The sequence below is a fragment of the Butyribacter sp. genome (assembly GCF_056818865.1).
In genome coordinates this window covers 18,070-45,014 of record NZ_DBLYGC010000008.1, presented here as the reverse complement: position 1 = coordinate 45,014, position 26,945 = coordinate 18,070, and the positions used below count along the sequence as shown (strand labels likewise).

General features: G+C 34.0%; 23 protein-coding genes and 1 riboswitch. Of the genes, 20 read left to right on the top strand and 3 right to left on the bottom strand.

Annotated features, from left to right (window positions below):
• Positions 1-111: 111 nt before the first annotated feature.
• Entirely contained in the window at positions 112-1,500 is a 1,389-nt protein-coding gene (locus tag ACZLXV_RS05105) for an MATE family efflux transporter (RefSeq protein WP_482382704.1), read from the top strand.
• On the opposite strand, the gene ACZLXV_RS05100 is transcribed toward ACZLXV_RS05105, so the two are convergent.
• Positions 1,486-2,352, bottom strand: coding sequence for a LysR family transcriptional regulator (locus ACZLXV_RS05100; RefSeq protein ID WP_482382703.1), 867 nt, complete (start codon positions 2,350-2,352; stop codon positions 1,486-1,488). The genes ACZLXV_RS05105 and ACZLXV_RS05100 overlap by 15 nt on opposite strands.
• Positions 2,353-2,741: 389 nt before the next feature.
• Between ACZLXV_RS05100 and ACZLXV_RS05095 the strand changes: the two genes are divergently transcribed.
• The 4 genes from ACZLXV_RS05095 (at position 2,742) to ACZLXV_RS05080 (ending at position 6,191) form a co-directional block, all read left to right on the top strand.
• On the top strand, positions 2,742-3,596 hold the full coding sequence (locus ACZLXV_RS05095; RefSeq protein WP_482382702.1) for a putative manganese transporter: 855 nt from the start codon (positions 2,742-2,744) through the stop codon (positions 3,594-3,596).
• Between the two features lie 32 nt (positions 3,597-3,628).
• Positions 3,629-4,033 carry a Fur family transcriptional regulator gene (locus tag ACZLXV_RS05090; protein WP_482382701.1) on the top strand — a complete coding sequence of 135 codons (405 nt, stop codon included), beginning with the start codon at positions 3,629-3,631 and terminating at the stop codon, positions 4,031-4,033.
• Between the two features lie 96 nt (positions 4,034-4,129).
• Positions 4,130-5,413: a glycoside hydrolase family 27 protein gene (locus ACZLXV_RS05085; RefSeq protein WP_482382700.1), complete on the top strand. Its 1,284-nt coding sequence runs from the start codon at positions 4,130-4,132 to the stop codon at positions 5,411-5,413.
• 286 nt (positions 5,414-5,699) lie between these two features.
• Complete coding sequence (locus ACZLXV_RS05080) at positions 5,700-6,191, top strand: DUF2798 domain-containing protein (protein ID WP_022225628.1); 492 nt, start codon at positions 5,700-5,702, stop codon at positions 6,189-6,191.
• A gap of 113 nt (positions 6,192-6,304) precedes the next feature.
• Here ACZLXV_RS05080 and ACZLXV_RS05075 read toward each other — a convergent pair whose 3' ends face one another.
• The gene (locus tag ACZLXV_RS05075; RefSeq protein WP_482382699.1) at positions 6,305-7,582 is read right to left on the bottom strand and encodes a glycoside hydrolase family protein; all 1,278 of its coding nucleotides are present in this window, start codon (positions 7,580-7,582) and stop codon (positions 6,305-6,307) included.
• A gap of 246 nt (positions 7,583-7,828) precedes the next feature.
• Between ACZLXV_RS05075 and ACZLXV_RS05070 the strand changes: the two genes are divergently transcribed.
• The 15 genes from ACZLXV_RS05070 (at position 7,829) to ACZLXV_RS05000 (ending at position 24,773) form a co-directional block, all read left to right on the top strand.
• Positions 7,829-8,782, top strand: a complete 954-nt coding sequence (locus ACZLXV_RS05070; protein WP_367334773.1) for a DUF4846 domain-containing protein — start codon at positions 7,829-7,831, stop codon at positions 8,780-8,782.
• A 264-nt stretch (positions 8,783-9,046) separates the two neighbouring features.
• Positions 9,047-9,631 (top strand): 50S ribosomal protein L25, encoded by a 585-nt coding sequence (locus tag ACZLXV_RS05065; RefSeq protein ID WP_482382698.1) that lies wholly within the window; start codon positions 9,047-9,049, stop codon positions 9,629-9,631.
• 189 nt (positions 9,632-9,820) lie between these two features.
• Entirely contained in the window at positions 9,821-10,804 is a 984-nt protein-coding gene (locus ACZLXV_RS05060) for a DUF445 domain-containing protein (RefSeq protein ID WP_482382697.1), read from the top strand.
• Positions 10,805-10,949: 145 nt separating this feature from the next.
• Positions 10,950-11,576 (top strand): DUF3793 family protein, encoded by a 627-nt coding sequence (locus tag ACZLXV_RS05055; protein WP_482382696.1) that lies wholly within the window; start codon positions 10,950-10,952, stop codon positions 11,574-11,576.
• Positions 11,577-11,629: 53 nt separating this feature from the next.
• Positions 11,630-11,724: riboswitch (NiCo riboswitch) on the top strand.
• Between the two features lie 154 nt (positions 11,725-11,878).
• Entirely contained in the window at positions 11,879-12,763 is an 885-nt protein-coding gene (locus ACZLXV_RS05050) for a cation diffusion facilitator family transporter (RefSeq protein WP_367334775.1), read from the top strand.
• An 18-nt stretch (positions 12,764-12,781) separates the two neighbouring features.
• A complete protein-coding gene (locus ACZLXV_RS05045) occupies positions 12,782-13,741 on the top strand; it encodes a DMT family transporter (protein ID WP_482382695.1) in 960 nt (319 codons plus the stop codon).
• Between the two features lie 93 nt (positions 13,742-13,834).
• On the top strand, positions 13,835-14,419 hold the full coding sequence (locus ACZLXV_RS05040; protein WP_022225621.1) for a DUF6465 family protein: 585 nt from the start codon (positions 13,835-13,837) through the stop codon (positions 14,417-14,419).
• An 88-nt stretch (positions 14,420-14,507) separates the two neighbouring features.
• On the top strand, positions 14,508-14,912 hold the full coding sequence (locus tag ACZLXV_RS05035) for a hypothetical protein (protein ID WP_482382694.1): 405 nt from the start codon (positions 14,508-14,510) through the stop codon (positions 14,910-14,912).
• A gap of 23 nt (positions 14,913-14,935) precedes the next feature.
• Positions 14,936-16,807 (top strand): putative bifunctional diguanylate cyclase/phosphodiesterase, encoded by a 1,872-nt coding sequence (locus ACZLXV_RS05030; RefSeq protein WP_482382693.1) that lies wholly within the window; start codon positions 14,936-14,938, stop codon positions 16,805-16,807.
• Positions 16,808-16,837: 30 nt separating this feature from the next.
• Positions 16,838-19,036 (top strand): ATP-binding protein, encoded by a 2,199-nt coding sequence (locus ACZLXV_RS05025; protein ID WP_482382692.1) that lies wholly within the window; start codon positions 16,838-16,840, stop codon positions 19,034-19,036.
• A 43-nt stretch (positions 19,037-19,079) separates the two neighbouring features.
• Positions 19,080-20,876, top strand: coding sequence for an aminopeptidase P family protein (locus ACZLXV_RS05020; protein ID WP_482382691.1), 1,797 nt, complete (start codon positions 19,080-19,082; stop codon positions 20,874-20,876).
• A gap of 64 nt (positions 20,877-20,940) precedes the next feature.
• The gene (locus tag ACZLXV_RS05015; RefSeq protein ID WP_482382690.1) at positions 20,941-21,366 is read left to right on the top strand and encodes a hypothetical protein; all 426 of its coding nucleotides are present in this window, start codon (positions 20,941-20,943) and stop codon (positions 21,364-21,366) included.
• Positions 21,344-22,435, top strand: a complete 1,092-nt coding sequence (locus ACZLXV_RS05010; RefSeq protein WP_482382689.1) for a hypothetical protein — start codon at positions 21,344-21,346, stop codon at positions 22,433-22,435. The genes ACZLXV_RS05015 and ACZLXV_RS05010 overlap by 23 nt, the downstream gene beginning before the upstream one ends.
• A gap of 56 nt (positions 22,436-22,491) precedes the next feature.
• Positions 22,492-23,367, top strand: a complete 876-nt coding sequence (cdaA, locus tag ACZLXV_RS05005) for a diadenylate cyclase CdaA (RefSeq protein WP_367334783.1) — start codon at positions 22,492-22,494, stop codon at positions 23,365-23,367.
• A gap of 14 nt (positions 23,368-23,381) precedes the next feature.
• Positions 23,382-24,773, top strand: a complete 1,392-nt coding sequence (locus ACZLXV_RS05000) for a CdaR family protein (RefSeq protein ID WP_482382688.1) — start codon at positions 23,382-23,384, stop codon at positions 24,771-24,773.
• Between the two features lie 131 nt (positions 24,774-24,904).
• Here the strand turns inward: ACZLXV_RS05000 and typA are convergent, their stop codons facing one another.
• Positions 24,905-26,737 carry a translational GTPase TypA gene (gene typA, locus ACZLXV_RS04995; protein WP_482382687.1) on the bottom strand — a complete coding sequence of 611 codons (1,833 nt, stop codon included), beginning with the start codon at positions 26,735-26,737 and terminating at the stop codon, positions 24,905-24,907.
• Between the last annotated feature and the right edge of the window lie 208 nt (positions 26,738-26,945).

The following is a 26,945-nucleotide window of genomic DNA, read 5'->3' as shown; positions in this document are numbered from 1 at the left end:
AATAAAAGTAATAATATATGCAAGGGCAAAAATATAATTTTTGCTCTTGTTTTTCGTTAAAACATTATAAAAACATTGATTTTATATATTTTTGAAAGGATTTTGATAAAAATGAGCAATGTTAAAGTCGGAAAGAGTAAACAGATAGATATGCTTAACGGCAGTCTTATTGATAAAATACTTGTTTTTGCAATACCTATTGCGCTTAGCAGTATTTTGCAGCAGATGTTTAATGCTGTTGATGTGGCGGTAGTCGGAAGGTTTGCGAGCAGTACGGCGCAGGCGGCAGTTGGCGGAAACGGAGCTTTGATAAATCTGCTGTTAAATCTTTTTATAGGAATTTCAGTGGGGGCAAATGTTGTTATTGCAAAATATATAGGGCAAGGAAGAATCAACAAAATAAAAGGGGCGGTACATACAGCAATGCTTATCGCCGTGTTAAGCGGTATCATATTGCTTTTTCTTGGTATTTCGGTTGCAAAACCAATACTTGAGCTTATGGGAACGCCATATGATGTAATAGACCAGGCAGTAGTGTATCTAAGATTATATTTTGCGGGAATGCCGTTTATAATGGTTTACAATTTCGGAGCATCTATTTTGAGAAGTATTGGTGATACAAAAAGACCGCTTATATGTCTTATAGTTGCAGGAATTACCAATGCAATAATAAATCTTACATTGGTGATTGTCTTTCATATGGGAGTAGCCGGTGTAGGAATTGGAACAGTTGTATCAAATATGATAAGCTCATCGATGGTTGTGTATTTTCTTATAAAAGAGAAAGACCCGATAAAATTGTATCCTAAGGAGCTTAAAATACATAAGATTGAATTGCTTAGAATGCTTAAAATCGGTATTCCTGCCGGTCTTCAGGCAATGGTATTTTCGGTTGCCAATGTGTTTATTCAGGCTGAATTAAATAAATACGGTTCAGATGCAGTTGCAGGTTCAGCCGCAGGTCTTAATTATGAGTACATAGCATATTTTATGATTTCAGCATTTAACCAGGCGACTATGACATTTACTAGCCAGAATTTTGGCGCAAAAAAATATGACAGATGTAAGAAAATATATAGGATAACAATGACATTGGCCATAGTGGTTACAATAGTAATGTGCGGTTGTTTTTTGATGTGGAGAGGATTTTTTATAGGAATATTTACATCTGAACCTAAAGTGGCGCACTATGCGGCAGTAAGAATGATACGTCTTTTAAGTTTTTATTTCCTGATACCTACATATGAGATAGCAGGTTCGACGCTGAGAGGAATGGGGTATTCAATGACACCGGCTGTTATCACAGTATTTGGGACATGTGTATTCAGATTGGCATGGATATACACGGTGTGCAGAAAATTTAAGGGATTTGAAGTTCTGATGAATGTTTATCCGGTATCATGGGTGATAACAGGTGCTTTGGTATTGATTAGTTATTATATTATACGAAGAAAAGTTTTTAATAAAAAAGGGCAAAACCAGCGTTTAGCGGTATTTTAGATAATCTATAAATTTTTTTGTTGCAAGTGACGCATTTTTGCTGCTTTTTAGGGCGAGTCCAATCTGTCTTTTTGCAACAACATCAAGTGGTCTTGTCATTATGTTAAAAGGTTTCTTTTGTAATATGAGTTCCGGAAGAATACTTACGCCGAGACCGTGTTCTACCATTGACATAATCGCATAATCATCCCATGTTGTAAACTGGGTGTTTGGTTTTATATTATTTTCTTTGAAAATGGCAGAAATCTCAGTATTTTTATCTTTTTCAAGCAGCATAAACGGTTCCTTTGAAAGTTCTTTTAAGGGAACTTTTTTGTATTTTAAAAGAGGATGTTTTTTTGGCAGTATGGCAAGGAAAACATCTTCTTCTAGAAAAATTGTCTCAACACCGGTAGAAACAGGGAGACAAAGAAAACCGCAGTCAACACGTCCGTCTAAAATCCAGGCTTCTATTTCGTCATAATCACCTATGAGAAGTTCGTATTCAATATTTGGATAATCTTTTTTGAATTCTTTAATAATATTGGGAAGCCAGTAGGTTGCCACACTTGAAAAAGTGCCTATTCTTATAATACCTGATGAAAGGTCATTTAAGCTATCTATCTCGATTTGTAATCTTTCAAAATCATCACATATTTTTTTTGCAAAAGGAAGTATCCTGAGTCCGTCAGACGTGAGTTTGACACCGGAGTGGTCTCTTTCAAGCAGACACATGTTCCATTCTTTTTCTAAATCACCAATCATTCTGCTGATGCCGGATTGAGAGTAATTTAAAATCTCGGATGCTTTAGTAAAACTTCCATATTCAACTGTTTTCACAAATGACATGTATTTCTGGATATTCATTTCCATTTTGCAGATTCTCCGTTTAATAATATATTTTATCTGATAAAATTGTACACTTATTAAAAAGTAACATCATAAATAAATATATCTTTTATAGAGAATGTTTGTCAAGGTTCTGCAGTCAGTTTTATGGAGATTATACATACAATTCAAGGTCGTGCATAAAATCTTCCATAATAAAATAAACCTCTTTTCTGTGCATGTTTTGTTTATTAAGCTGTGATTATTATGGGATATATTGTTAAAATTATGCATGTAAGAATAAAAAGGTAAAAATTTCCGTATTGACATATATATATAATGGTGTATTATATAAAATGCAACTTGGTTGCAAATGCAAATTATTTGCGAATTGAAAAGTGAATTCATGAAACAGTAAGAAGGAGGAAGAGATTATGCTTGAAGTGGTAGAAGACACACTTATTGACGGACTGAAATTAGTACCGTTTTTATTTATAACATATCTTTTTATGGAAATTCTTGAACATAGGATGAATAATAATGTCAGACAGAAAATAGTAAAAGCGGGAAAGACGGGGCCTGTATGGGGCGGAATTTTAGGAGTTCTACCACAGTGCGGTTTTTCTACGGCGGCGGCGAGTCTTTATTCTGGAGGAATAATAACAGTTGGAACGCTTATAGCGGTTTTTATGTCAACTTCCGATGAGATGCTGCCCATTCTTATATCAAGGGCATCAGGAGCAGGAATGATTTTAAAAATTCTTGCCGTGAAGGTTGTGATAGCTGTGATTTCAGGTCTTGTGGCAGAATATGTTTATGTAAAGATTTTCTTGAAGAAAGAAAGGGAGCCGGATATTCATACGGTATGTGAAGAAGAACATTGTCACTGTGAGGACGGTTCTTTAGTTTCAGCGATAAAACATACTATAAAGATAACGATATATATCATAATCATTTCGTTTGTTTTAAATGTGATAACACATTTTTGGGGAATTGAAAACATGGAAGGTCTGTTTTCGTCTGTACCTGTGATTGGAGTGCTTTTATCTGCACTTATAGGTCTTATTCCAAATTGTGCGTCATCTGTTGTTATTACGGAGTTTTATCTTGACGGGGTTATAAGTGCCGGTTCTATGATGGCAGGACTTCTTGTTAATGCAGGTGTAGGCATGCTGGTACTTTTCAGGCTTAACAGGCACATAAAACAGAATTTAAGCATTGTTTTGGCGATGTATTTTCTTGGAGTGTTCTGGGGATTTGTAATACAGATTGCAGGTATTACATTTTAGATATATATTAAAGATAAAGAAATGAGGTAAATATGCAGGGATATTCAACACCGAGCAGAAAAAGGATATTAGAGTACCTTGAGGAGAATAAAAGCAGAACCGTTACAGTGGCAGATATTGAAAACTATCTTGCAAAAAAAGAATGTGCAGTAAACAAGACCACGATATACAGGTTTTTGGAAAAACTGATATTAGAAAAGAAAGTTGTAAAATATGTTGCACAGAAAGGAAAACAGGCAACATTTCAATATATTGAGGATGGACATCACTGTGAACAACATCTTCATCTGCAATGCACAAAATGTGGACGTATATTTCATCTTGAATGCGATTTTATGGGTGAGATTGCAATGCATATTCAAAGGGAACACGGTTTTTATATAGAATGCAAAAAATCTATTATATATGGAATATGCAAGGATTGTGTAAAAAAATAATAAAATATTTGTTGAAAGTGCATAAAGTTTTTGGTAAAATAATTTAAAAGAAACTAAACAACATAAGTTTATTGTAAATTATTTTGAGGAGGATCTATGAACAAAAATCTTTTTGCAAAAAATCCGCCGATGGGGTGGAACAGTTATGATTATTATGACACATCAGTAAATGAAGAACAGATAAGAAAAACAGCAGAGTATATGGCTGAAAATCTTAAGGAATACGGTTGGGAATACGTTGTTGTTGATATAGAATGGTACAGCTATGACACAGGAAGCCAGAGAGATAAATATCAGTATATTCCGTTTTGGAAAGTTGAGATGGACGAATATTCAAGACTCCTTCCATGTGTTGACAAGTTTCCGTCATCAAAAGGCGGTAACGGTTTCAAACCGTTAGCTGATTATATACACAGTCTCGGACTTAAATTTGGTATACATATCATGCGTGGTATTCCAAGACAGGCAGCACATGAGCACACAAAGATTCTTGGAAGCAATGTACTTGCAAATGATATTGCAGACCCTTCAAATATCTGTGAATGGAATCCGGATATGTATGGTATACGCCCTGAGGCAGAGGGAGCACAGGAATATTATGATTCTATTTTTGGATTATATGCTCAGTGGGGTGTTGATTTTATAAAGTGTGATGACATCTGCCGTATGGATATGCCGTCTGCAAAAAAAGAGATTGAAATGCTTTACAATGCTATTCAGAAATGCGGACGTGAGATAGTATTAAGCCTTTCACCGGGACCGGCAAAGATTGAGGAAGCATGGCATTATGAGAAATATGCAAATATGTGGAGAATTACCGATGATTTCTGGGACAGATGGGAATTGCTTCTCCCTATGTTCTGGCGTTGTGAACTTTGGCAGAACCATGTAAGCGAGGGATGTTTCCCTGATTGTGATATGCTTACACTCGGAAAACTCGGAAAAGGTTTCGGACATGAGTGGGAGTGCAATTTTTCACATGATGAACAGATAACACTCATGACACTTTGGAGTATATTCCGTTCTCCTCTTATGCTTGGTGCAGATCTTTTACAGCTTGATGACTGGACAAAGAAACTTATTACAAACAAGGATGTCCTTGGACTTTTAAAACATTCAGAAGGTGCAAGACAGATTGAGAGAGATGATGAGCATGTTATCTGGTGTTCAAAGGATACAGAGGACGGTTCATATTATATGGCAGTATTCAACTTAAAAGAACAGAATTGTGATGTGACAATTCCTTGGGAGGATGTTACAAATTATGGAGTGACATGCAGAAAGGCTGTTGAGCTTTGGAGCCATGAAGAAATAGATTTTACAGACAAAGAAAATGTGTTTGTAGCGTCACACGGAGCGAAATTATTTAAAATACTGTAATTTGTAAAAGAATGCCATGTTAAAAATTACATAGGAAAAAATGCCGTGCATTGGTTAATGCACGGTATTTTTGATTTTTTTTCGGTGTTTTGAACATATTTTGAACGTGGTTGAAAAAAACTTGCATAATTTATTACTGTATGATATAATACGACACGTTGTTTAAAACTGCATAAAAAACTTTGGTATAAAATTGGAAACGACACATGTGTGACTTATCACCTGATTAACGAACAACACACATGTATTTTTTATGCCCATTTTTAGAAAAAGGAGATATTAAATTATGCAGAGAACGAAACTTCAAAACTTTATTTTTACTGTTGTTATGGCATTTATCATGGTATATGGAATGGTATGTTATAATATTGCCCTTGATAAGGGTGGAATGAGCAATGAAATATTTTTGATAGCTTTTCATGAGATGCCTATTATGTGGCCAATTGCTGTTATTCTTGAAATGTTTGTTTTTGAGAAACTTGCGGTAAAACTTGCATTTAGATTTGTAAGACCGGGAAAAGACAGTGAGTTTATGGTGACAATAGCGATTTCATCAATGATAGTTGCACTTATGTGTCCTACAATGAGCCTTATTGCAACAGTATTATTTGCACATCCGGGTTCACAGGTTGTAGCCGTATGGCTTCAGAAATATATATTAAATTTCCCAATGGCATTTTTCTGGCAGACATTTATAGCAGGTCCGCTTGTGAGAAATGCATTTAAAATATTTGAAAGTGGAAACAATGTAGAGAGTGAAGAAAAACAGGCTGCTTAGAAGATTATGAAAATTTATAAGACCTGATATTATATATTAAACTAAACCGCCCCAAAGAGCCGAAATTTAAGTCTGACTTTTTGGGGCGGTGTTTTAATATAAAACACTGAAATTTAAAAATAATATTTTGTAGGGTATCCGTAATCATTATAGCGTGAGTTTACAATTATATATGGAACATCAACGCCGCTTATGATTTTATTTTTGGATGCTATAGCCTCATATTCATCTTTTGTGATTTTATTGTAAATTATAGGATATTTTGTGGCAGTGTTTTGATTTTTCCAAGGCATACACTGAATAACTCTTGGAATATTTTTAAAACTGCAGCCTTCAACTGTTATTTTTGAGACACCGCCTCTTATAAGGATTGCTCTGGTAGTATTACTTTTATCAAATGATGTGTATTTCCCTTTGGAGTTTTTGCCAATATTTATAAATTTTATATTGTTTAATGATATATTTTTCCAGTTCATCATTTCAATAGCACCGCTTACACAGTTTTTTATGGTGCAGTCAGATATTGTAATATTTGTGTGATATTTTTTTACGGAATACTGATGTGTTCCTATTGCTTTTTCAAGATTAGAGAATGTGCAATTTGTAATCTTTACATTTTTATTTGCGGTACAGTCATATTTGCTCCAGTCGTGAGTAAATCCTTTGGTTTTTTTGTCGGGAGTGTCAAGATTTATCGCTTCGGAAGTGTGACGTTTGCTTGACTTGTATCCTGTGAATGTACAATTGTTCACGACAACATTATTAGAGGCATCCATCTCAATAAAATGACCGTACTTCATGTTTTTAAATGTTATGCCGTCTATAGTGATGTTTTTGTTGTGACACATAACAAGTCCGATACAGTTTTGACCGTCTTTTCCCTTGTATGCCTGATCTATAACTGCCTTTCCGATAGAATATATTTTGACATTGTGTACACCATTATATTTACCGTGAACACCTTTTTTTGCAGCTTTTGACGGTTCGAGCAGTTCAAAAATACCACCGCTTGGCTGCATCTGTTTAGAGTTTGTTTTCATTGTCTTTTTGATTGTTACACCGTCTTTTAACTCGATTGTTACATTTGAAGGTATGTATAAAACGTTTGATATTTTATAAGTACCTTTTTTAAGAATAAGTTTTCCACCACCCTTTTTTTCAAGCATTTCCAAATATGAGCGGATAAGGAAATATTGTTTAGTTGTTGAATTATAAGCGGATGCATTTTTATAATTTCCTTTATAAACTGCTGAATTTGGCGATATTGTATAAGTTTTAGCGGCGGATACCATTTTTTGAATTTGAAGAGTTTTAGAATATGGTGTGGTAACAGCTATTGCAGAAAACATAGTGATACCGGCGAGCATAAATGATAAGTTCTTTTTTAACATTTGTTTTTTCCTCCATTTTTTCTGTTATGTATTTTATTATAACTAAAATTATAAAGAAAATCAAGAATATGAGGCGTAACAGGAAACGAATAAAATTTCAAAAATAATAAAATCTTAATACTATTGCTGCTCAAATCTGTTATACTTTAAATAGCGTATTAAGGAAAAATAAGGAAGTATACTAAAGTATATTGTACGGATTGGAGACAGGCATATGTTCTGCTTTCAAGTTGGGAGGAAATATTTATGAAGAATGGGAATTTTAAATATTTGACATTGTTTAGCTTTATTGTTGTACTTATTATTGTTGTTGCAGATACGACGATATGTGCCAGAAAAGATATTAGTCAGAAAAGTAAAAAAATATCTTCGGTTGTGAGTAAGGACACAACAAACAGTACTGACAATAAAAAAACATTAAAAAAATCTATTAAAAGTAAAGAAAATAAAATTTTAAACAGTTCAGGTACAAAAATCAAGACAAGATTCAATACTCCGGCAGGTTATAAAAGAAGTGTATCAGAAAATTCATTCGGAGAATTTTTAGAGAATTATCCGTTATATAGTGATGGCAGAAAAATCAGATTATATAATGGAAAATTAAGCAGTACGCAGAATGTACATGCGGCGGTTTTAAAAATGAATATGACTGATGGTGACTTACAACAATGCGCGGATTCTGTTATAAGGCTTTACGCAGAGTATTACTATAAACAGAAAAAATATAATAAGATAAAGTTTCACCTCACAAACGGATTTGAAGTTGACTTTTCAAGGTGGGGTCAGGGAATGAGAGTAAAAGTAGACGGAAACAAGACATACTGGGTGAAAAGTGGACAAAAAGACAGTTCATATAAAACATTTGAAAGTTATCTCAGGTTTGTCTTTGCCTATGCCGGAACTTTATCTATGGTTCAGGAGTCAAAGAAAATTTCTGAGAAAGATATAAGACCGGGAGATATTTTTATATATGGCGGAAGTCCGGGGCATGTTGAGATGGTTGTTGATGTATGTGAGAATAAATCAGGAGATAAAGCTTTTTTGCTGGGACAAGGGTATTTGCCAGCACAGCAGTTTCATATTCTTAAAAACCCGGATAATGAAAACGACCCTTGGTACTATGTATCAAAAATGAAATATCCGTTTAGAACAGCTGCAGTTACATTTAAAAAGGGTACGCTTATGCGACCGAATTATTAGATTTTGTGTACAGCAGTGTCCTGTGAAACTCAGATTATATGTGTGAACAGTAATGTTGCTTGCAGAATTCACAAAAAATTCACAATTTAATTAGCAGTCACACTTGACGAGTGCCAAATAAAGTGCTATAACACAATTGTATCAGAAAGATACCTAGTGATCACCAGGCGATTTCAAATTTTGCCTACAATTGCACTGATACTGATATGGTTTTATTACCATATTCGCAATTGCAAATTTTAATCGTTTTGGAGGAAAAGACAAATGAATACTTTAAAAGCAGAAAAAAGAAACGCAAAGGCTAAGGCATTAAGAAGAGAGGGTTATGTGACAGGAAATCTTTTCGGAAGAGAGATTGAGGGTTCTATCCCTGTAAAAATAGCTCAGAAAGATGTAAGCGAAGTATTACGTTATAATGACAAGGGAAGTCAGTTATTCCTTGAGGTTGAAGGAAAGAAGTATGATGTAGTCATTAAAGAAATTGATTACGATAATATGGCTAAGCATGTTTTAGATATAGAATTTCAGGCTTTAGTAAGCAATGAAAAGATTCACAATACCGCTGAAATTATTTTACTCAATAGAGAAAAAGTAGTTGAAGGTGTTTTGGAAGAGTTGCTTGAGGAAGTATCATATAAAGCATATCCTGCTGATCTTGTTGACAAGATTAAGTTAGATGTCGGAAGTCTCAGACTTGGAGATACAATTAAAGTTAAGGATCTTGATATTTCAAAGAATGATAAGATTGAGGTTACAACAGACCCTGAGACGATAGTTGTAAATGTTATTGCATCTAAGAACGATCAGACAGATGATGATGAAGATACATCAGAGACTGCAGCAGAATAGTTAATACATTTCTTAATTTTTCATTATATAAGAGGAAGTCAGAGTGTTAAATGCTCTGGCTTTTTCTTATGTTATAGGAAAATGCTGTAACATAGTGAGAAGTCAATAAGAATTGCAAAGCAATTCTTAGAGGGCAAAACGCGGGTTTTGCCCTTTTATACAAAATAATAAAAAGAATGGAGAAAAAAGATGGAATACTTAAAAATTATTATTCCCATACTCGTAGGAGCACTGATAGGATATTGTACAAATTACATTGCTATCAAAATGCTTTTCAAACCGCAGAAACCGATTCATGTATTTGGAAAGAAACTGCCATTTACACCCGGTGTTATTCCAAAGAACAAATCGAGAATAGCTGCGGCTGTCGGTAAGGCAGTGGGACAAAATCTTTTTACAAATCAGGATATAGTAAATGCGATAACAGAGTCCGGACTTAAAAATAATCTATCAGAAAAAATCATGGATACTGCCTTTAACACAGACAGTTCAATAAAAGATTATATAGATAAATATTATTCTAAAAAGTCCGGTGAAAATGATGACTTGATACAGACAGAACTTTCAAAAGAAGTCGATTATGATGCAAGTGATTATGATGATGTTATCATTGAAGAAACGGATTACGATAAAATAAAAAACAAAGTGAGCGATGTTATTACATTAAAAATTTTAGGTGCATTTGAAAAGATTGATTTAAATGCCATGGTATCACAGATTGCCAGTAAGACTTTATCTGAAAAGGTAAAAGGTACCATGATGGAGATGTTTTTAAACGAATCTACCGTATCAGCAATGTCGGCACCAATAGGCAATTCAATAGCAGAATATATAAAAAATCACGGTGAGGAGATTATTTATCCTCTGGTTGATACTGAGGTCGACTCATTTATGGAAAAGCCGGTGAGTGAAAATCTTGAAGAATTGGGATTAGATACCAATATCTTAGAGTCATCTGTAAATAAACTTTTCGATACGGCAGTTTCAAAATGTAGCAGCATGATTTCTGAATATATTGATATACCGGGAATTGTTGAAAGTAAGATAAACAAAATGGATGTCAGTGAACTTGAAGAACTTGTTATGCAGGTCATGAAAAATGAACTTCAAACAGTCATAAATCTTGGTGCTCTTATAGGTGCTGTTATTGGAATTATAAACATATTTTGGTAATGATACAATGTATCAATAACTATATTGACTGCAAATGTTAATTAGTGTAGCATGAAATAGTAGTTAGATATATCTAACAAAAGTTACACAATGTCAATTCTGCATGTGTAGATTATACATGTGGCTAACATTTGCAGGAGGTTATATGAGAACAAATGTACTTTACATGTTGAAAAGTATGGATAAACAGGATGTAGGATTACAGCTTGCATTACAATGTGCACCGGTTATTACAGGGATAAAAGTGTCCAATCTATTTATAATTGATAAAAACATGGTTGAAGAATTATATGATATTATTGACGGAACGGATATATCTGCATTTTTTCTTTACGAAGATGAAATTAAAGCAAATATTCTTCTATACAGAAAGAAGGAACTTCAGCAGTATCTTTTGAGAAAAGAAAATCAGAAATTTATCAGAAATTTTGGGTATGAAAGCGTCTATATTGACGATCTGTTGCCTGAGTTTGCAATAAGATTTTCTATTTATCAGCTTACACAGGGGGAGTTTCCACATGAGATGGGGATATTGCTTGGTTATCCCGTAGAGGATGTAGAGGGATTTATAAGTAATAACGGAAAAAACGAATTATACACAGGTTACTGGAAAGTATACGACAATCTACCTGAAAAACTCGTTCTGTTTAATTATTATGAAGCGGCGAGGGAACATTTTATATGTCTTTTGGCAAAAGGGATGGATATGAGCAGTATACTTATGATGTATAACCGTGCAAGAAAAAAATACTTGCAATTTCAAATAAATTGAAGTAAAATAAAAGATAAAGACTATTAAAACTCTTTGCACTGCATATATTTACTACAGTACAAACTGAGCAGGCCGACACATAGGAGCCGGGTCACATTAGTGACAGTGGATTATTATAGTCAGACGATTATTTCTCCACGGGACAGTAGTTACTTGATTTATACTGACCCGTGGTCTTTTTTACTCAAATTTTGAAAGTGAAAGTCCGGGAAAGTATGGATTTTCACTTTTTTAATGTTATAGGAAACTTTGGTATTAAGTATGCAAAGTATGAGTGCTCAGTTAAAAAAGGAGGTTTTATTATGGCGAATGTAAATAATTATGAAAAGACGGCTATGAAAGTATCAATTGTGAGTATTATCTGGAATTTGATTTTATCTGTCGGAAAGCTTTTTGCGGGAATTTTTGCAAATTCCGGGGCAATGATAAGTGATGCAGTCCATTCGGCATCTGATGTTTTCAGCACGGTTATTGTTATGATAGGAGTAAAGATTTCAAGCAGGGATTCTGATACCGAGCATCCATATGGACATGAGAGACTTGAATGTGTTGCCGCCGTAATTCTTGCCACGGTGCTTGCTGCAACAGGTTTAGGTATAGGGTATGGAGCAGTTGCAAAAATCTATTTTGAAAATTACAATGTATCAATGCCCGGAATTTTGGCTCTTGTTGCTGCAATTGTGTCAATTTTAGTAAAAGAAATGATGTTTTGGTATACGAGATATTATGCCAAAGTTATAGATTCAAGTGCTCTTATGGCTGATGCATGGCATCACAGATCAGATGCACTTTCTTCAATCGGTGCACTTATAGGTATTGCCGGGGCAAGGCTTGGATTTGGCATTATGGAGCCATTAGCATCTGTTGTTATCTGCATTTTTATCGAAAAGGCCGCATTTGATATATTTATGGATGCCGTAAATAAAATGGTAGATAAAGCTTGTGACAATGATGTGGTTGATAAATTAAAGGATTGTGCGTTAAGTATTCCAGGTGTCGAAAATATTGACTTGTTAAGAACAAGGGTATTTGGCAATAAGATATACGTTGATATGGAGATTGCAGCAGATGGTACAAAGACGTTGAATGAAACACATGCTGTTGCAGAAAATGTACATGATGCAATAGAAAAGAATTTTCCGAAAGTAAAACATATAATGATACATGTCAATCCAACTGTAAAATAAAAAAAGGATTTTGATGAGATGACAGCTAAAGATAAGAAAAATATAAAGAAAACAAAAGCAAATAATATTTTTACAAATAAGAGTATGGTGGTTGTTTTTGCGGTTATCGCAATGTTTTCTTGGGGATGTGCATTTCCTTTTATAAAAATCGGAATGCGTGAGTTTGCCATTGCTGTTGATGACACGGCAGGTAAGATGTTGTTTGCAGGTGTCAGATTTTTATCTGCCGGGATAATCACACTTATAATTTCTTTCTTTAAAAATAAGGATATAAAAATAAATTCCACAATGGATTTTTTATGGCTTATTTTGTACGGAGCAGTAAATACAGGTTTTCACTATTTCTGTTTTTACATGGGACTATCCAATTGCAGTGGAAGCAAGGCGTCTATCATAGACTCTCTTGGAACTTTTTGGCTTATATTTTTAGCTGCAATAATTTTTAAAGAAAAGATTAACGCAAATAAAATTGCAGGATGCATTTTTGGATTTTCGGGTATTGTAATAGCAAATTATACAACAGACATGATTGGAGGTCTTTCATTTAATGGAGAGGGATTTCTTCTTATAAGTACATTCTGTGCTGCATTTGGAGGCGTTATAACAAGAGTTGTTACGGTAAACAGAAAGATAAGCGTGATTAAAGCGACAGGGTATGGATTGTCGATTGGAGGTATAATGCTTCTTATAGGAGGTATTGTTTTAGGCGGAAGTGTTGAGAGAATAACATTAAAAGGTATTTTTGTAATGGCGGGGCTTGTATGTATTTCTGTAATAGGTTTTGTTTTGTATAATCAGCTTTTGTCATACAATCCTGTGGGGCAGATTGCAATATTCAATGCACTTATTCCGGTTTTCGGAACACTCACATCGTGTATTCTGACTGGGGAGAAATTTTATTTTAAATATACGGTATCAATCATATTGGTAGCTGCCGGAATATGGTTTGTAAATAGGGACAGCTTTAAGGAAAAATAAAAAATCATGCGTAATCTCTTGCAAATATCGGGCATAAGTAATATACTAAATATGTTTAATATACATATAGTAAATAGATTTTTGGAGGGTGTCATGGCAAGAAGCACAAATTCATCAAAAAAGAATACAACTACAACAAAGAAAGCAGAAGCAGTAAAGACTGCACCTGTCACAAAGGAAAACGTAACAGAAAAAGATGAAAATGTTACAACGGCAAATGAAATTAAAAATGAAGTTAAAAAAGAAACAGAGAAAGTGATTTCTAAAGAGACAGAAAAAACAGAATCTAAAAAAGTGGCAAAGAAACCGATTGAAAAAAAGGAAGCTGTCAAAGAGCCTGAAGCAACAAAAGAGGAAGCAGTAAAGGCAGATACAAAGGTAGTCTCTGCTAACACAAAGAAAGAAAGTGCACAATCTGCACCAAAGAAGAGGGGAAGAAAGCCGGGAAGCAAAAACAAACAGAAAGAGCAGCTTACACCTGAGGTATATGTACAGTATCACGGAGAAGAAGTTGAACAGAGTGCTATCATAGAAAAGATTAAAGAACAGTATGTGTCAGAGGGACACAGAGCCGGAAATATTAAGTCATTAAAACTTTATTTAAAACCGGAAGACAGAGCTGCATATTTTGTTATAAATGATCGCTATGCCGGAAAGGTTGATTTGTTTAATTTTTAAATAAAAATAAATTTTAGGTGTTGTAAAAAGGCAAGATTATTTTAGTCTTGTCTTTTTATGATAATACAGTCTGTTTTGGAGAGATACGATGATAAATATCCTTATATCAGTTGTATGTGTAGTAATTATTGGGATATTATACTGCATATACAAATGCAGAAAATCAGGTACAAAAGTAGCAGAATCAATATCAAGGTTATTATTCATAGCTCTTGTGACAGTTATTAGTTATTTAGTGTTTGGATTTTCTGATAATAATATGATTGCATATATTTTTGCAACAATATATTGTTGTTCAATAGATTGGGTTTTAATTGGTCTGTTTGATTTTACGGGAATTTATACCGAATATTCTTTTTTAAATAAAAGAATAAAAGGAATATTGTATATTATTGCTGCGATAGATAATGCATTATTGCTTTTAAATATTCCTTTTCATAATGTTTTTTTAGTAGAAAAAAATATTTTTTTCAAAGTGATTTTAACAGTATAGCTGATTTTGGTGTTGTTTTTTATATGCATTTAGGATTTTCATATATAATTGTTATAGCTATTATGGCGGTTATGGTCAGGAAAATTATGACAGTTCCGGAGTTTTACAGGAAAAAGTACAGTATTGTTTTAAGTACATTTCTGACTGTGATTTTTTTAAATGCAATATTTGTATGTACTGATTTGTCATTTGACATATCAATACCATTTTATATGATTGCGGCGGTGTTTATAAGTTATTGTGCGGTAAGTTTTATGCCTAATGGACTTGTAGAAAAAACACTTTCACTGGTAGTAGATGATATGAACAGTGGCATAATATGTTTTGATTTTCAGGGAAAATGTATTTATGCAAATGAACTGGCGAGAGATTTGTTTGAGACAGGTGATGATATAAAAATATTTGAAAAATATCTTCCTATATGGCTTGAACGCAGACATATAGAGGGTGAGAGTGCCTCAACGTGGACTGAGGGACATTTGTATAAAGACGAAGAAATCTACATAAAAGCAGAATTTAAAAAGATTCTTGATGAAAACAGTCGTCTTATAGGATATTATTTCTGCATGAGTGACAGAACAAATGAAATAGAAAAATACAGGAGTGCAGTTTATCGTGCAAATCATGACAATCTTACAGGAATTTATACAAGAGAAAAGTTTTTTGACAAGGTAAGTGAAATTATTCATATAAATCCGGAGGTAAAACGACTGATAATTTGTACCAGAATAAATAATTTCCAAATGATAAATGATCTGTTTGGAATTGAGATGGGTGACGAAGTCTTGAAACAGCAGGCAGACATATTAAAAGAAAAAATCAGGGCGGATTATGTATATGGACGTCTTATAGGAGACAGATTTGCAATGTGTGTTCCAAAAGAGTTATTTGATATGGATAATTTTATCAAAAAGAATACTGAAATTGGAAAAAAATACCATAATAAACTGTTTGGAGTATATATAAATATAGGTATATATGAAATAACAGATATAGATGAACCGGTTTCTGATATGTGTGATAAGGCGTATATAGCTATTGACGGTATAAAAGAAAGCAATGACTGCAATGTTGCTTATTTTGATGTTGCTTATTTTGACGATGATATTCTTGATGAGGTAAATTATGAAAAGGGGCTGGTGAATGATTTTGAGACAGCAATTGAACAGGGACAGTTTAAGATAAAGTTACAGCCTCGTGTTTCAGGTGATGGGACGGTAAAAGGTGCAGAAGCACTTGTCAGATGGGAACATCCTGAAAAGGGAATGATTATGCCTGGGGATTTTATAAGAGTTTTTGAGAAGAGAGGTCTGATATATCGTCTTGACGGATGGGTATGGGAACAGGCAGTGATTCAGCTTAAAAAATGGAAAGAAAAGGGGAGAGAAGATTTATACCTGTCGATAAATATTTCAGCAAAGGATTTCTTTTATCTTGATGTGTATAAAATGTTGACCGGTTTCATTAAAGAATATGATGTAAATCCAGACAATCTTCGACTTGAGATTAAAGAGAATGTGCTTGTGACAGAAGTTGAAGGAAAATTAAATGTGTTATCATCACTCAGTAAATTTGGTTTTAAGATTGAGATGGACGATTTCGGAAGCGGTTATTCATCTTTAAATATTTTAAAGAGTATGAATGTTGATAATGTTAAATTTGATATTAAATTTATTAAAGAAAATATACATGATGAAAAGAATGTTGCTGTTCTTGATGCGACAGCTCTTTTAACAAAGAATTTGGGAAAAGGTTTGATAATAGAGGGTGTGGAGACAAAAGAGGAAGTTGATACACTTATAAAACATGGCTGTGGGATGTTTCAGGGATATTATTTTTCTAAACCCTTGTCTGTTGAAAAGTTTGAAGATAAGTTTTTACAGGATGTAAATTAGCAGATGTTTTTTCAGATTTGGAGGATAAGAATGACATTTAAATACGAATATGATATAGCTTCTGCTGTTATTTTGTTTATATTACTTGTATATAACTGTTGCATTCCGCAAGTAAAAAATCTTGTAACAAAATTGTTTAAGTATTTTTTGTTGATTGGTTTTATAAGTAGTTTTGCCGATTCAATATGCGGTGTGTTTATTTCAGTTCATTTCAGTGATAATTTATTTCTGAGTTATTTATGTATATGGATTAATTTCGCTTCAACTCATTTAATTGCACCATTATATTTAATGTTCGTTATGGCATTGACAAATAAATATGAAAAGATACCATATAGGGAATATTTGTATTTTATTCCGGCGGGTGTTGCACAGATATTAATACTTTTTTCTCCTGTAACAGGCTGGGTATACACTTACTCAGCGGAGAATGGATATCACAGAGGGAAAATGCTGCCACTGTTGATCTGCATTTCATTATTCTATATGATTTATGGCTCGATTTTGGTTTGGTTCAAGGGTAAGCATCTTGGCTTGTATTATCAATTGACAGTGATGGGACTTTTTGTGATTTCTGCAGTATTTTTAGGAATTCAAATTTATTATGGTGAATATGTGCTTTTGGATGCAGCTATGGGAATAAGTGCCTTTATAATGCAACTAACACTTTTAAATCCTAAGATGATACGAGATGCAAGTGAAAAAGAAATTGTAGCAAGAAAAGCTGCTGAGGCGGCAAATGCGGCAAAATCGTCATTCCTTGCAAATATGTCACATGAACTCAGAACACCGTTAAATGCAATTTATGGGATGACGGAACTTCTTGAAAAGAGTAAGCTTGACGATTTTCAGGAAGATTCTGTTACTACAATAAGACATGCAAGCGAGAAACTTATTTCAATAGTTGATGATTTGCTCAATTATTCAAAAATAGATTCGGGAAATCTTGATATAAATGAGACAGAATATAAATTTTCTGATTTGCTCGAAAGAGCTGAGACATATATGGCAGAGCAGCTTGATGAAAGAAATATAGACTTTGAGGTCAATGTCGGTGCGGGAATACCAAGCAAATTATACGGTGATTATGAGAAAGTATATACTATTCTGAAGAATATCCTGAGTAACGCTTCAAAGTTTACTGAAAAGGGAAAGATCATACTTGATATTTCATTTAATATTTTTGCTGAAAATAATATGAAGCTTATATTTAAGGTCAGGGATACTGGTATAGGTATTAAGCCTACAGATATGAAAAAGCTGTTTAAAAGTTTCAGTCAGGTTGATGATAAGACTAACAGAAAAATACAGGGAACAGGAATCGGTCTGGCATTATCAAAACAGCTTGCAAATCTTATGAACGGTGATATAGAAGTACATAGTGAGTATGGCTTTGGAAGTTGTTTTGAGATAAGTGTAATACAGAAATATTTAGAACTTGAAAAGCTTCCGTCTGAACGTGAAGTAGTCAATTATAAGGTTTATCTTTATACTGAGGAATATGATTTAAAATGGCATATAAGTAAAATTTTTTCAAGATTAGGTATTTCGGTAATATTTGTGCACAATATAAAACAATTGGAAAAAATTCCACTAAAAAAGATAAACAATATGAAAACAATATTATTGTATTCATATGAGAAAAGCAAGAAGGAAGTTGAGTCATTAAATCTTCCTTTTAGAACTATTGCGATTGCCGAGTACAACACAGTCATTCCAAAAGATGACCAGAACAATGTTCTGGTAAAGCCGATAGATATTATCAAAATCAGAAGAATTGTCTTTGACCGGATGTATGATATTGTCTTTAAGGAAAGACTGGCAAAAGGGAAGGATAATCAATTTGATTTAAGCAATGCACATATTGCTCTGGTCGATGACAACAAGGTTAATTTAAGAATTGAAGCAGCATTGTTAAAGGATTTCAATGTTAAGATTGAGGCTTTTACAAGTGGAAGTGCAATTTTGAAAGCATATAGTCTCGGCAGAAGGTATGATATAATTTTTATGGATCATATGATGCCTGAAGTTGATGGTATAGAGACTGCGAAAAGGATAAGAAATCTGCCGGAAAATGCTGGAAGAACAGTTAAAATAATTGCGCTTACTGCTAATGTTATTCAGGGAGTCGAAAATGAATACATTGCAGCAGGAATGGATGACTGGCTGTTTAAGCCGGTTAAGCAGGAGCAGTTGAAAGGAATGATATTAAAACATTTAAGAACGTAAATATTGGATACTTATAATAATTATGAAAGGGTATAGCATCATAATGAAAACAGTAAAAGAAAAATTACAGTTACTCAGGATAAAAATGAAAGAAAATAATATCAGTGCGTATATTGTCTGCACTCAGGATTTTCATGGTTCAGAATATGTAGGAGACTATTTTAAAGAGAGAGAATATTTATCAGGCTTTACCGGTTCTGCCGGAACTATAGTTGTTTTAGAAAAAGAGGCTGCGTTGTGGACGGATGGCAGATATTTTTTGCAGGCTGAAAAAGAACTTGAAGATTCTGATATTGATTTGATGAAAATGTTTCAGCCGGATGTTCCTGAAATTGATGAATATTTATTTGATAAATTGTCAGAGAACGGCAGGATAGCGTTCGACGGAAGAACAGTCAGCATAGCTTTTGCAGAACAACTTAATAAAAAACTTAGTTTAAAAAACATTTCATTTGTTTATGATGCAGACTATATAGATGATTTTTGGGAGGACAGACCTGAACTTTCCAAAGAGCCTGTATGGAGACTTTCAGAAAAATATGCCGGGGTTGATTCTTTTGAAAAAATGAGGATATTAAGAAAAAAGATGTCGGATAATAATACAGACGTATTTGTATTATCTGCTTTAGACGAAATAGCGTGGCTGTTAAATTTAAGAGGGAATGATGTCTTATGTAATCCGGTCTTTTTATCGTACATGATAATATATGCAGATTCGGCAGTTTTGTATGCGGATGAAAAAATTTTTAATGAAGATATAAAAGAATATATATCTTCATTAAAAATAGAGATAAGACCATACATGTCATTTTACAGTGATTTAAAAGTTATTAAAGCTGAAAATCATGTTTTAATTGATTCAAGAAATTCAAATTATCTTATAAAAATGAGTTTACCGGATAAAATTAAAATAACAGATAAACAAAGTCCTGTTATTTTGATGAAATCAGTAAAGAATAAAACAGAATACGAAAATGAGAGAAAAGCACATATTAAAGATGGAATAGCTGTAACAAAGTTTATGTATTGGCTTCAGAAAAATGTAGGAAAAATGCAGATTACGGAAGTTAGTGCCGCAAAAAAACTTGAAGCTTTGAGAAATGAACAGGAAGGATACTTAGGACCAAGTTTTACGCCTATTATGGCATATCGTGAGCATGGAGCCATTGTACATTATTCTGCTACAGAGGAGAGTGACATCGCATTGCAGCCGGAAAGCTTTTTGCTCTCTGACACAGGCGGTCATTATTATGACGGTTCGACTGACATAACAAGGACATTCCCGCTTGGCAGGCTGACTGATGAGGAAAAGAAGGCCTATACGATTGTACTTACTGCACATCTGCGGCTTAAAAATACAAAATTCCCGTACGGAATGACGGGTACACAGCTTGATTGTGTGGCTAGACAGCCGTTATGGCAGTATGGAATGGACTACAATCACGGAACAGGTCACGGGGTAGGTTATATTTTAAATGTGCATGAAGCACCAAATGGAATAAGCTGGCAGATGAGAAATAAAAAAAATATGTATGCCGTATTTGAGGAAGGCATGATAACATCAAATGAGCCAGGATTTTACTGCACGGGCAGATTTGGAATAAGACATGAAAATCTTATTTTGTGCTTGAAGGGTGATAAAAATGAAAACGGTCAGTTTATGTATTTTGAAAATCTGACTATGGTTCCGTTTGACTGGGATGCAATTGACAGAAAATATATGACTGACAGGGATATTAGTCTTTTAAACGAGTATCACAGTGAAGTATATAAAAGAATATCACCGTATCTTGATGAAGACGAAAAAGCATGGCTCAGAGAAAAAACTATGCCTCGTTAAATAAATTTTAAGACAGTTGTGGATATGATGAGTACGGGAAATTGTACATGGAATGGGGAGCACTATGGTTAATGAAGAAAAAGTTAGGATAATGACAGCGATAGCTCATGAAGAAAAAGAACATGGGAGTGAACTTCTAAACGATGCTTTTTTTTATAAAAATGATTATGTGAAGATGCATGTATTGTCGGTAATATGGAATTATACAATCGGATATTTTCTTATATTGATATTGATTGCACTGTATAATATGGATTATTTATTGCTGAATTTTGTGAAAATAAATTATTTATATGCCGGAATGGCATTATTGTTTTCATATTTGTTAATAATTATAGTAAGTGTTCTTATTTCAAAGATTTATTATCAGGACAAATATGACAAAGAGCAGGAAACACTGCAAAAATATCATAAATATGTACTTGAATTGAAAAAATTTTACTCAGAGGATGGGAAGGAGACAGAAAATGTCGATATTACTGGAAATTAGAGAACATATTCAAAAATTATATCACAAATATGCACCTGGTTTTAATGTCCTTTTTAGATTTTTGGCAGCATTTATTACTTTTTTTGCAACAAACAAAGTGATAGGATTTAACCCGTATTTAAATCATGCATATATAGCAGGAATTTTGGCTGCTGTCTCAGTAGTTTTCCCGACACAGATATTACTATTTTTTGAAGTTGTGTTTATTGTTCTGCATATTTTATATGTATCACGTTATTTAGCGTTTATAACGGCGCTGATTTTTGCAATATTGTATTTTATATATGTGCGTTTTATTCCGAAAGACGGATATGTAATATTGTCAATGCCTGTATTATCTTCGTTTGGAGTGCCATATGTTGTTCCTGTACTTCTTGGTGTTATGGAAACACCGTTGTCAATAATTCCTGAAGCAATAGGTGTGGTGATATATTTCTTTTTGCAGAACGTAATTACTGTTGTAAGTACATCCACAGAGGACACCATAAATTTATATTATCTTGTTATGCAGCAGACTTTTACGGATAAAGAACTCTATATCACACTGATGGTATTTTCGGTGGTTACAATTGTAGTATATTTTGTAAGAAACGCAAAAATTGATTATTCATTTGAAATTGCAATTGTTAGCGGAGGATTTGTAAATATGATACTGCTGCTGATAATGAATTTTTTCATGGATATAAATATGAGCATGATAAAATTTTTTAGTTCAGTGATTATATCAATAATAATAGTTTGGATTATCCAGTTTTTCAGGCTGTCATTAAATTACAGCGGTGTAGAAAATCTGCAGTTTGAGGATGATGAATATTATTATTATGTGAGAGCAGTTCCAAAAAACAGTATTGCGAAAGCTGACAAGAATATAAAAAGATATAATGCACACACTTTTATAAAACATCACAATGAAGACAAACAGCAGGGTGATGAATTATCGAATGATAAAAGTGCGGAAAATATGTTACAGAATAATCAAAATCAGAAGGATGACTTTGACCATAACTTTGATTTTACGGTTTCACTTGATGATGATGATTTAATTGATATTGAAAAAAAAGAAAAATAGATATAAAATATATTTGGTATATTAAAAATAAGAGTTAGAAACAATATGGAGGAATAATGGAGGCTGTAATATCATTATTTAAAGAATATTTTTATGTATTATCTTTTCCTAAAATAGGATTGACTGATATATTAGAAATTTTTATAATAGCATTTACGATTTATCATGTCAGTTTATGGGTGAAAAGGACAAGAGCGTGGGCTTTAGTTAAGGGGATTTTAATATTATTTTTATGTTATATAGTTGCATATTTATTAAATATGAGTGTTATTCTGTGGATATTTAATAAAACAATAGCAATTGGAATTACTGCTTTGATAATTGTTTTTCAGCCTGAACTCAGAAAAGCTCTTGAAGAACTCGGAAAGAAAAATATCGTGCGTTCAATAATACCTTTTGATGAACAAAAAGATAAAAATAAACGTTTTTCAGACCGCTCGATTAATGAGATAATCAGAGCCACTGTTGAGATGGCAAAGGTCAAGACAGGTGCACTTATTATATTAGAGCAGGATATTGTTCTGACAGAGTATGAGAGAACAGGAATTACTTTGGACTCAACTATAAGCTCGCAGCTTCTTATAAATATATTTGAGCATAATACTCCGCTTCATGATGGGGCAGTCATAATAAGAGGGGACAGGATTGTAGCAGCAACATGTTATCTGCCTCTCTCGGACAATCTCGGATTGTCAAAAGAACTTGGTACAAGACACAGGGCGGGTGTTGGTATCAGTGAAGTAAGTGACAGTCTTACAATAATCGTATCGGAAGAGACAGGTAAGATTTCCATAGCCATAGGCGGGAAACTCCTAAGAAATGTTGACGGAGATCTTTTAAGGAAAAAGATTTCTGAAATTCAGGGCAATCCATATGAGACTAAAAAAAGATTTAAAATCAACTTTCATTCAAAGAAAGCTAAGCAAAATTAGGATGGGAGGGTATTATGAAAGAGGAAACAAAACATATTTACTTAAATAATATTGGTATAAAAATTGGTTCTGTTTTTTTTGCACTGCTTATTTGGATGATTATTATCAATATTGATGACCCATATAAAACAAGGACATTCAGTGTAAATGTCGAGACGATAAATGAGAGTGCACTTCAATCGGTAAATAAAGTTTATGAGGTCATAGACGGAAGTACAGCCAGCGTAAAAGTACGGGGAAAAAAGAGTGTTGTAGACAAACTTGAGGCATCTGACATAAGAGCGACAGCAGATTTATCTGATCTCTCAGCAGTAAATGCAGTTGCGATTAAACCGTCATTGACAATAAATGTTTCGTCAGAGGTAACTCTTGAATGTGACCAGGTTTTGAAAGTTTCTCTTGAAAACAGGGCAAGTAAGCAGGTCAAGGTGACTGTTATTACGGAGGGAAATCCTGAAAAGGGATACAGCATAGGAGAGTGTATTGCAAAACCGAATATGATAGAGGTATCCGGAGGAGAGTCTGCCATAAGACAGATTGATTCTGTGAGAGTATACCTCAATGTGAACAATGTATCAGATGATTTTGCAAAAAGATTGGTTCCCGCGGCATATGACTCTGACGGAAATAAGGTTACATCCAGTACACTCACATTCAGTTCCAACAGTATCAGGGTTACGGCAAGCGTTTTAGAAACCAAAAAGATACCTGTAAAAGTTAAAATTATTGGTGAACCTGCGGAGGGCTATCAGTATGTAAAGACAAATTGTCTGCCAAAAGAGGTAGAAATAGCAGGGAGACCTAGAATTCTTTCACATGTAAATTCTGTTCCGATAACGCTTGATATTTCAGGAATGACCAGTGATTCGAGAAGACTTGAACAGGATATTTTGATAAGCGATTATCTGCCGGAAAATATTACCGTGTTAGATGAGTCTGCAACTGTTTCAATTAAGATAATTATTGAACAATTATACAAAAAGAAAATTCAGATAGCGGCAAATGATATAGCGTACAGCGGATTGGATGACGATTACGAAGTTATACCTGCGTCTGACTTGTCGAATGTTTATGTTGTCGTTACAGGTATAGCATCGGATTTGAGAAATCTGAATACAAAAACAATCAGTCCGTACATCAACTGCAAAGGATTGGGAGAGGGAACATATGCCATGAGACTTCGATGTGATGTTGGAGAGGAATGTGAAGTTCTTGAATATCCTAAAATTAAAATAACGATAAGAAAAAAAGAATCTGATAAAGCAGAGAGTACACCTAAACCGGTGGCAACAAAAAAGCCGACAGACAGTGAGGATATAATTCATACACCTGAACCTACTCCTAATGACGAAGCGGGAGATGATACAAACAAAGACGGTGAAGACTCAAAGGACAACAATGAATAGTTGTAAAATTCACTTTGTGTTAAGAGCATTTTTCTATACACTAAAAACAATATCCTGAAAACAGATTAACTGTTCTCAGGATATTGTTTTATATTTGGATATTATATATTGTTTTAAGCTTTATAAACTTATTATTTTGCGTTTTTCTTAGAACGGAATCTAAGTGTTGAATCAAGTATTTTTTTACGGATACGAAGATTTTCAGGAGTGATTTCAAGTAATTCGTCCGTATCAATAAATTCAAGAGCTTCCTCAAGACTGAGCTTTTTTGGAGGAATAAGTTTAAGGGCATCGTCTGCTGATGAAGAACGTGTATTTGTGAGATGTTTGGTCTTACAAACATTTAATTCTATATCTTCAGCTTTTCCGTTCTGTCCAATAACCATGCCAGCATAAACTTTCTCACCCGGACCTACAAATAAAGTGCCACGTTCCTGAGCACTGAATAAACCGTATGCTACAGTTTCGCCAGATTCAAATGCTATAAGTGAACCCTGTTTACGATATGCAATGTCTCCTTTATATGGACCATATTCTTCAAACATAGTATTAAGAATACCGTTTCCTTTTGTATCTGTCATAAATTCGCCACGGTAGCCGATAAGACCACGCGAAGGTATGAGGAATTCAAGTCTTGTAAATCCGCCACCTATAGATGACATTCCCTGAAGTTCACCTTTACGATTGCTTAATTTCTGAATGACATTTCCTGAAAAATCGTCCGGAACATCAATATATGCACGTTCCATAGGCTCCAATTTTTTGCCTCTCTCATCTGTCTTGTAAAGAACTTCAGCTTTGCTTACCGCAAACTCGTATCCCTCACGGCGCATATTTTCAATAAGAACTGAAAGATGAAGCTCTCCACGTCCTGAAACTTTAAAGCTGTCAGTGTTTTCTGTCTCCTCAACTCTTAAACTTACATCGTGATTTAATTCGCTGAAAAGTCTGTCACGAAGATGTCTTGATGTAACAAATTTTCCTTCCTGACCTGCAAGAGGACTGTCATTTACTATGAAGTGCATTGCGATAGTTGGCTCTGAAATCTTCTGGAACGGAATTGCAACAGGATTTTCAGGAGAGCAGAGAGTATCACCGATGTGAATGTCTGCAATACCTGAAATTGCAACTATAGAGCCAATGCCTGCTTCTTTGACTTCGACTTTATTAAGACCGTCAAATTCATAAAGCTTGCTTACTTTTACACGCTGCATTTTGTCTTTGTCATGATGGTTTACGATAACAACATCCTGATTTACACTGACTTTTCCGTTGTCAACTTTACCTATACCGATACGACCTACATATTCATTGTAATCGATAGTGCTTATAAGTACCTGAGTTCCTGCATCAGGGTCTCCCTCAGGGGCAGGAATGTAATCAAGTATAGTCTCAAAAAGAGGAACCATGTCCTTGCCTTCTTCATCCATGCTGTAAGATGCGACACCTGCTTTAGCGGAAGCAAAGATGAATGGGCAGTCAAGCTGTTCCTCGCTTGCATCAAGGTCAATAAATAATTCGAGAACCTCGTCTACAACCTCAGCAGGACGGGCTTCAGGACGGTCAATTTTGTTTATGCATACGATAACAGGAAGATTAAGTTCAAGTGCTTTTTTAAGAACGAACTTTGTCTGAGGCATAGCTCCCTCGAATGCATCGACAACAAGTACAACACCGTTTACCATTTTAAGAACACGTTCAACCTCACCGCCGAAGTCAGCATGTCCCGGTGTATCTATAATATTTATTTTTGTGTCTTTATATGTTATGGCAGTATTTTTTGATAAGATAGTAATACCACGTTCTCTCTCTATATCACCTGAATCCATTACTCGCTCAGCTACTTCCTGATTTGAACGAAAAACACCACTCTGTTTAAGAAGTTCATCTACTAAAGTAGTTTTTCCATGATCGACATGGGCGATAATGGCAATGTTTCTTATATCATCACGTTTAATGTTCATTTTTTAATTTCCTCCATTATTTTTAAATCAAACAAAAATCCACAGATAACTATTATATCGAAAAAAACGCCGGTGTACAAGATATAAAAATAAACAAAAAAATATTTATATATAGTATAAAATTGTTACTGTTCACTTTTGAATGGCTGTTGAATGGCTCAAATTGCATATGTTGAATAAAAACATATTTATATGTGGAAAAAATACG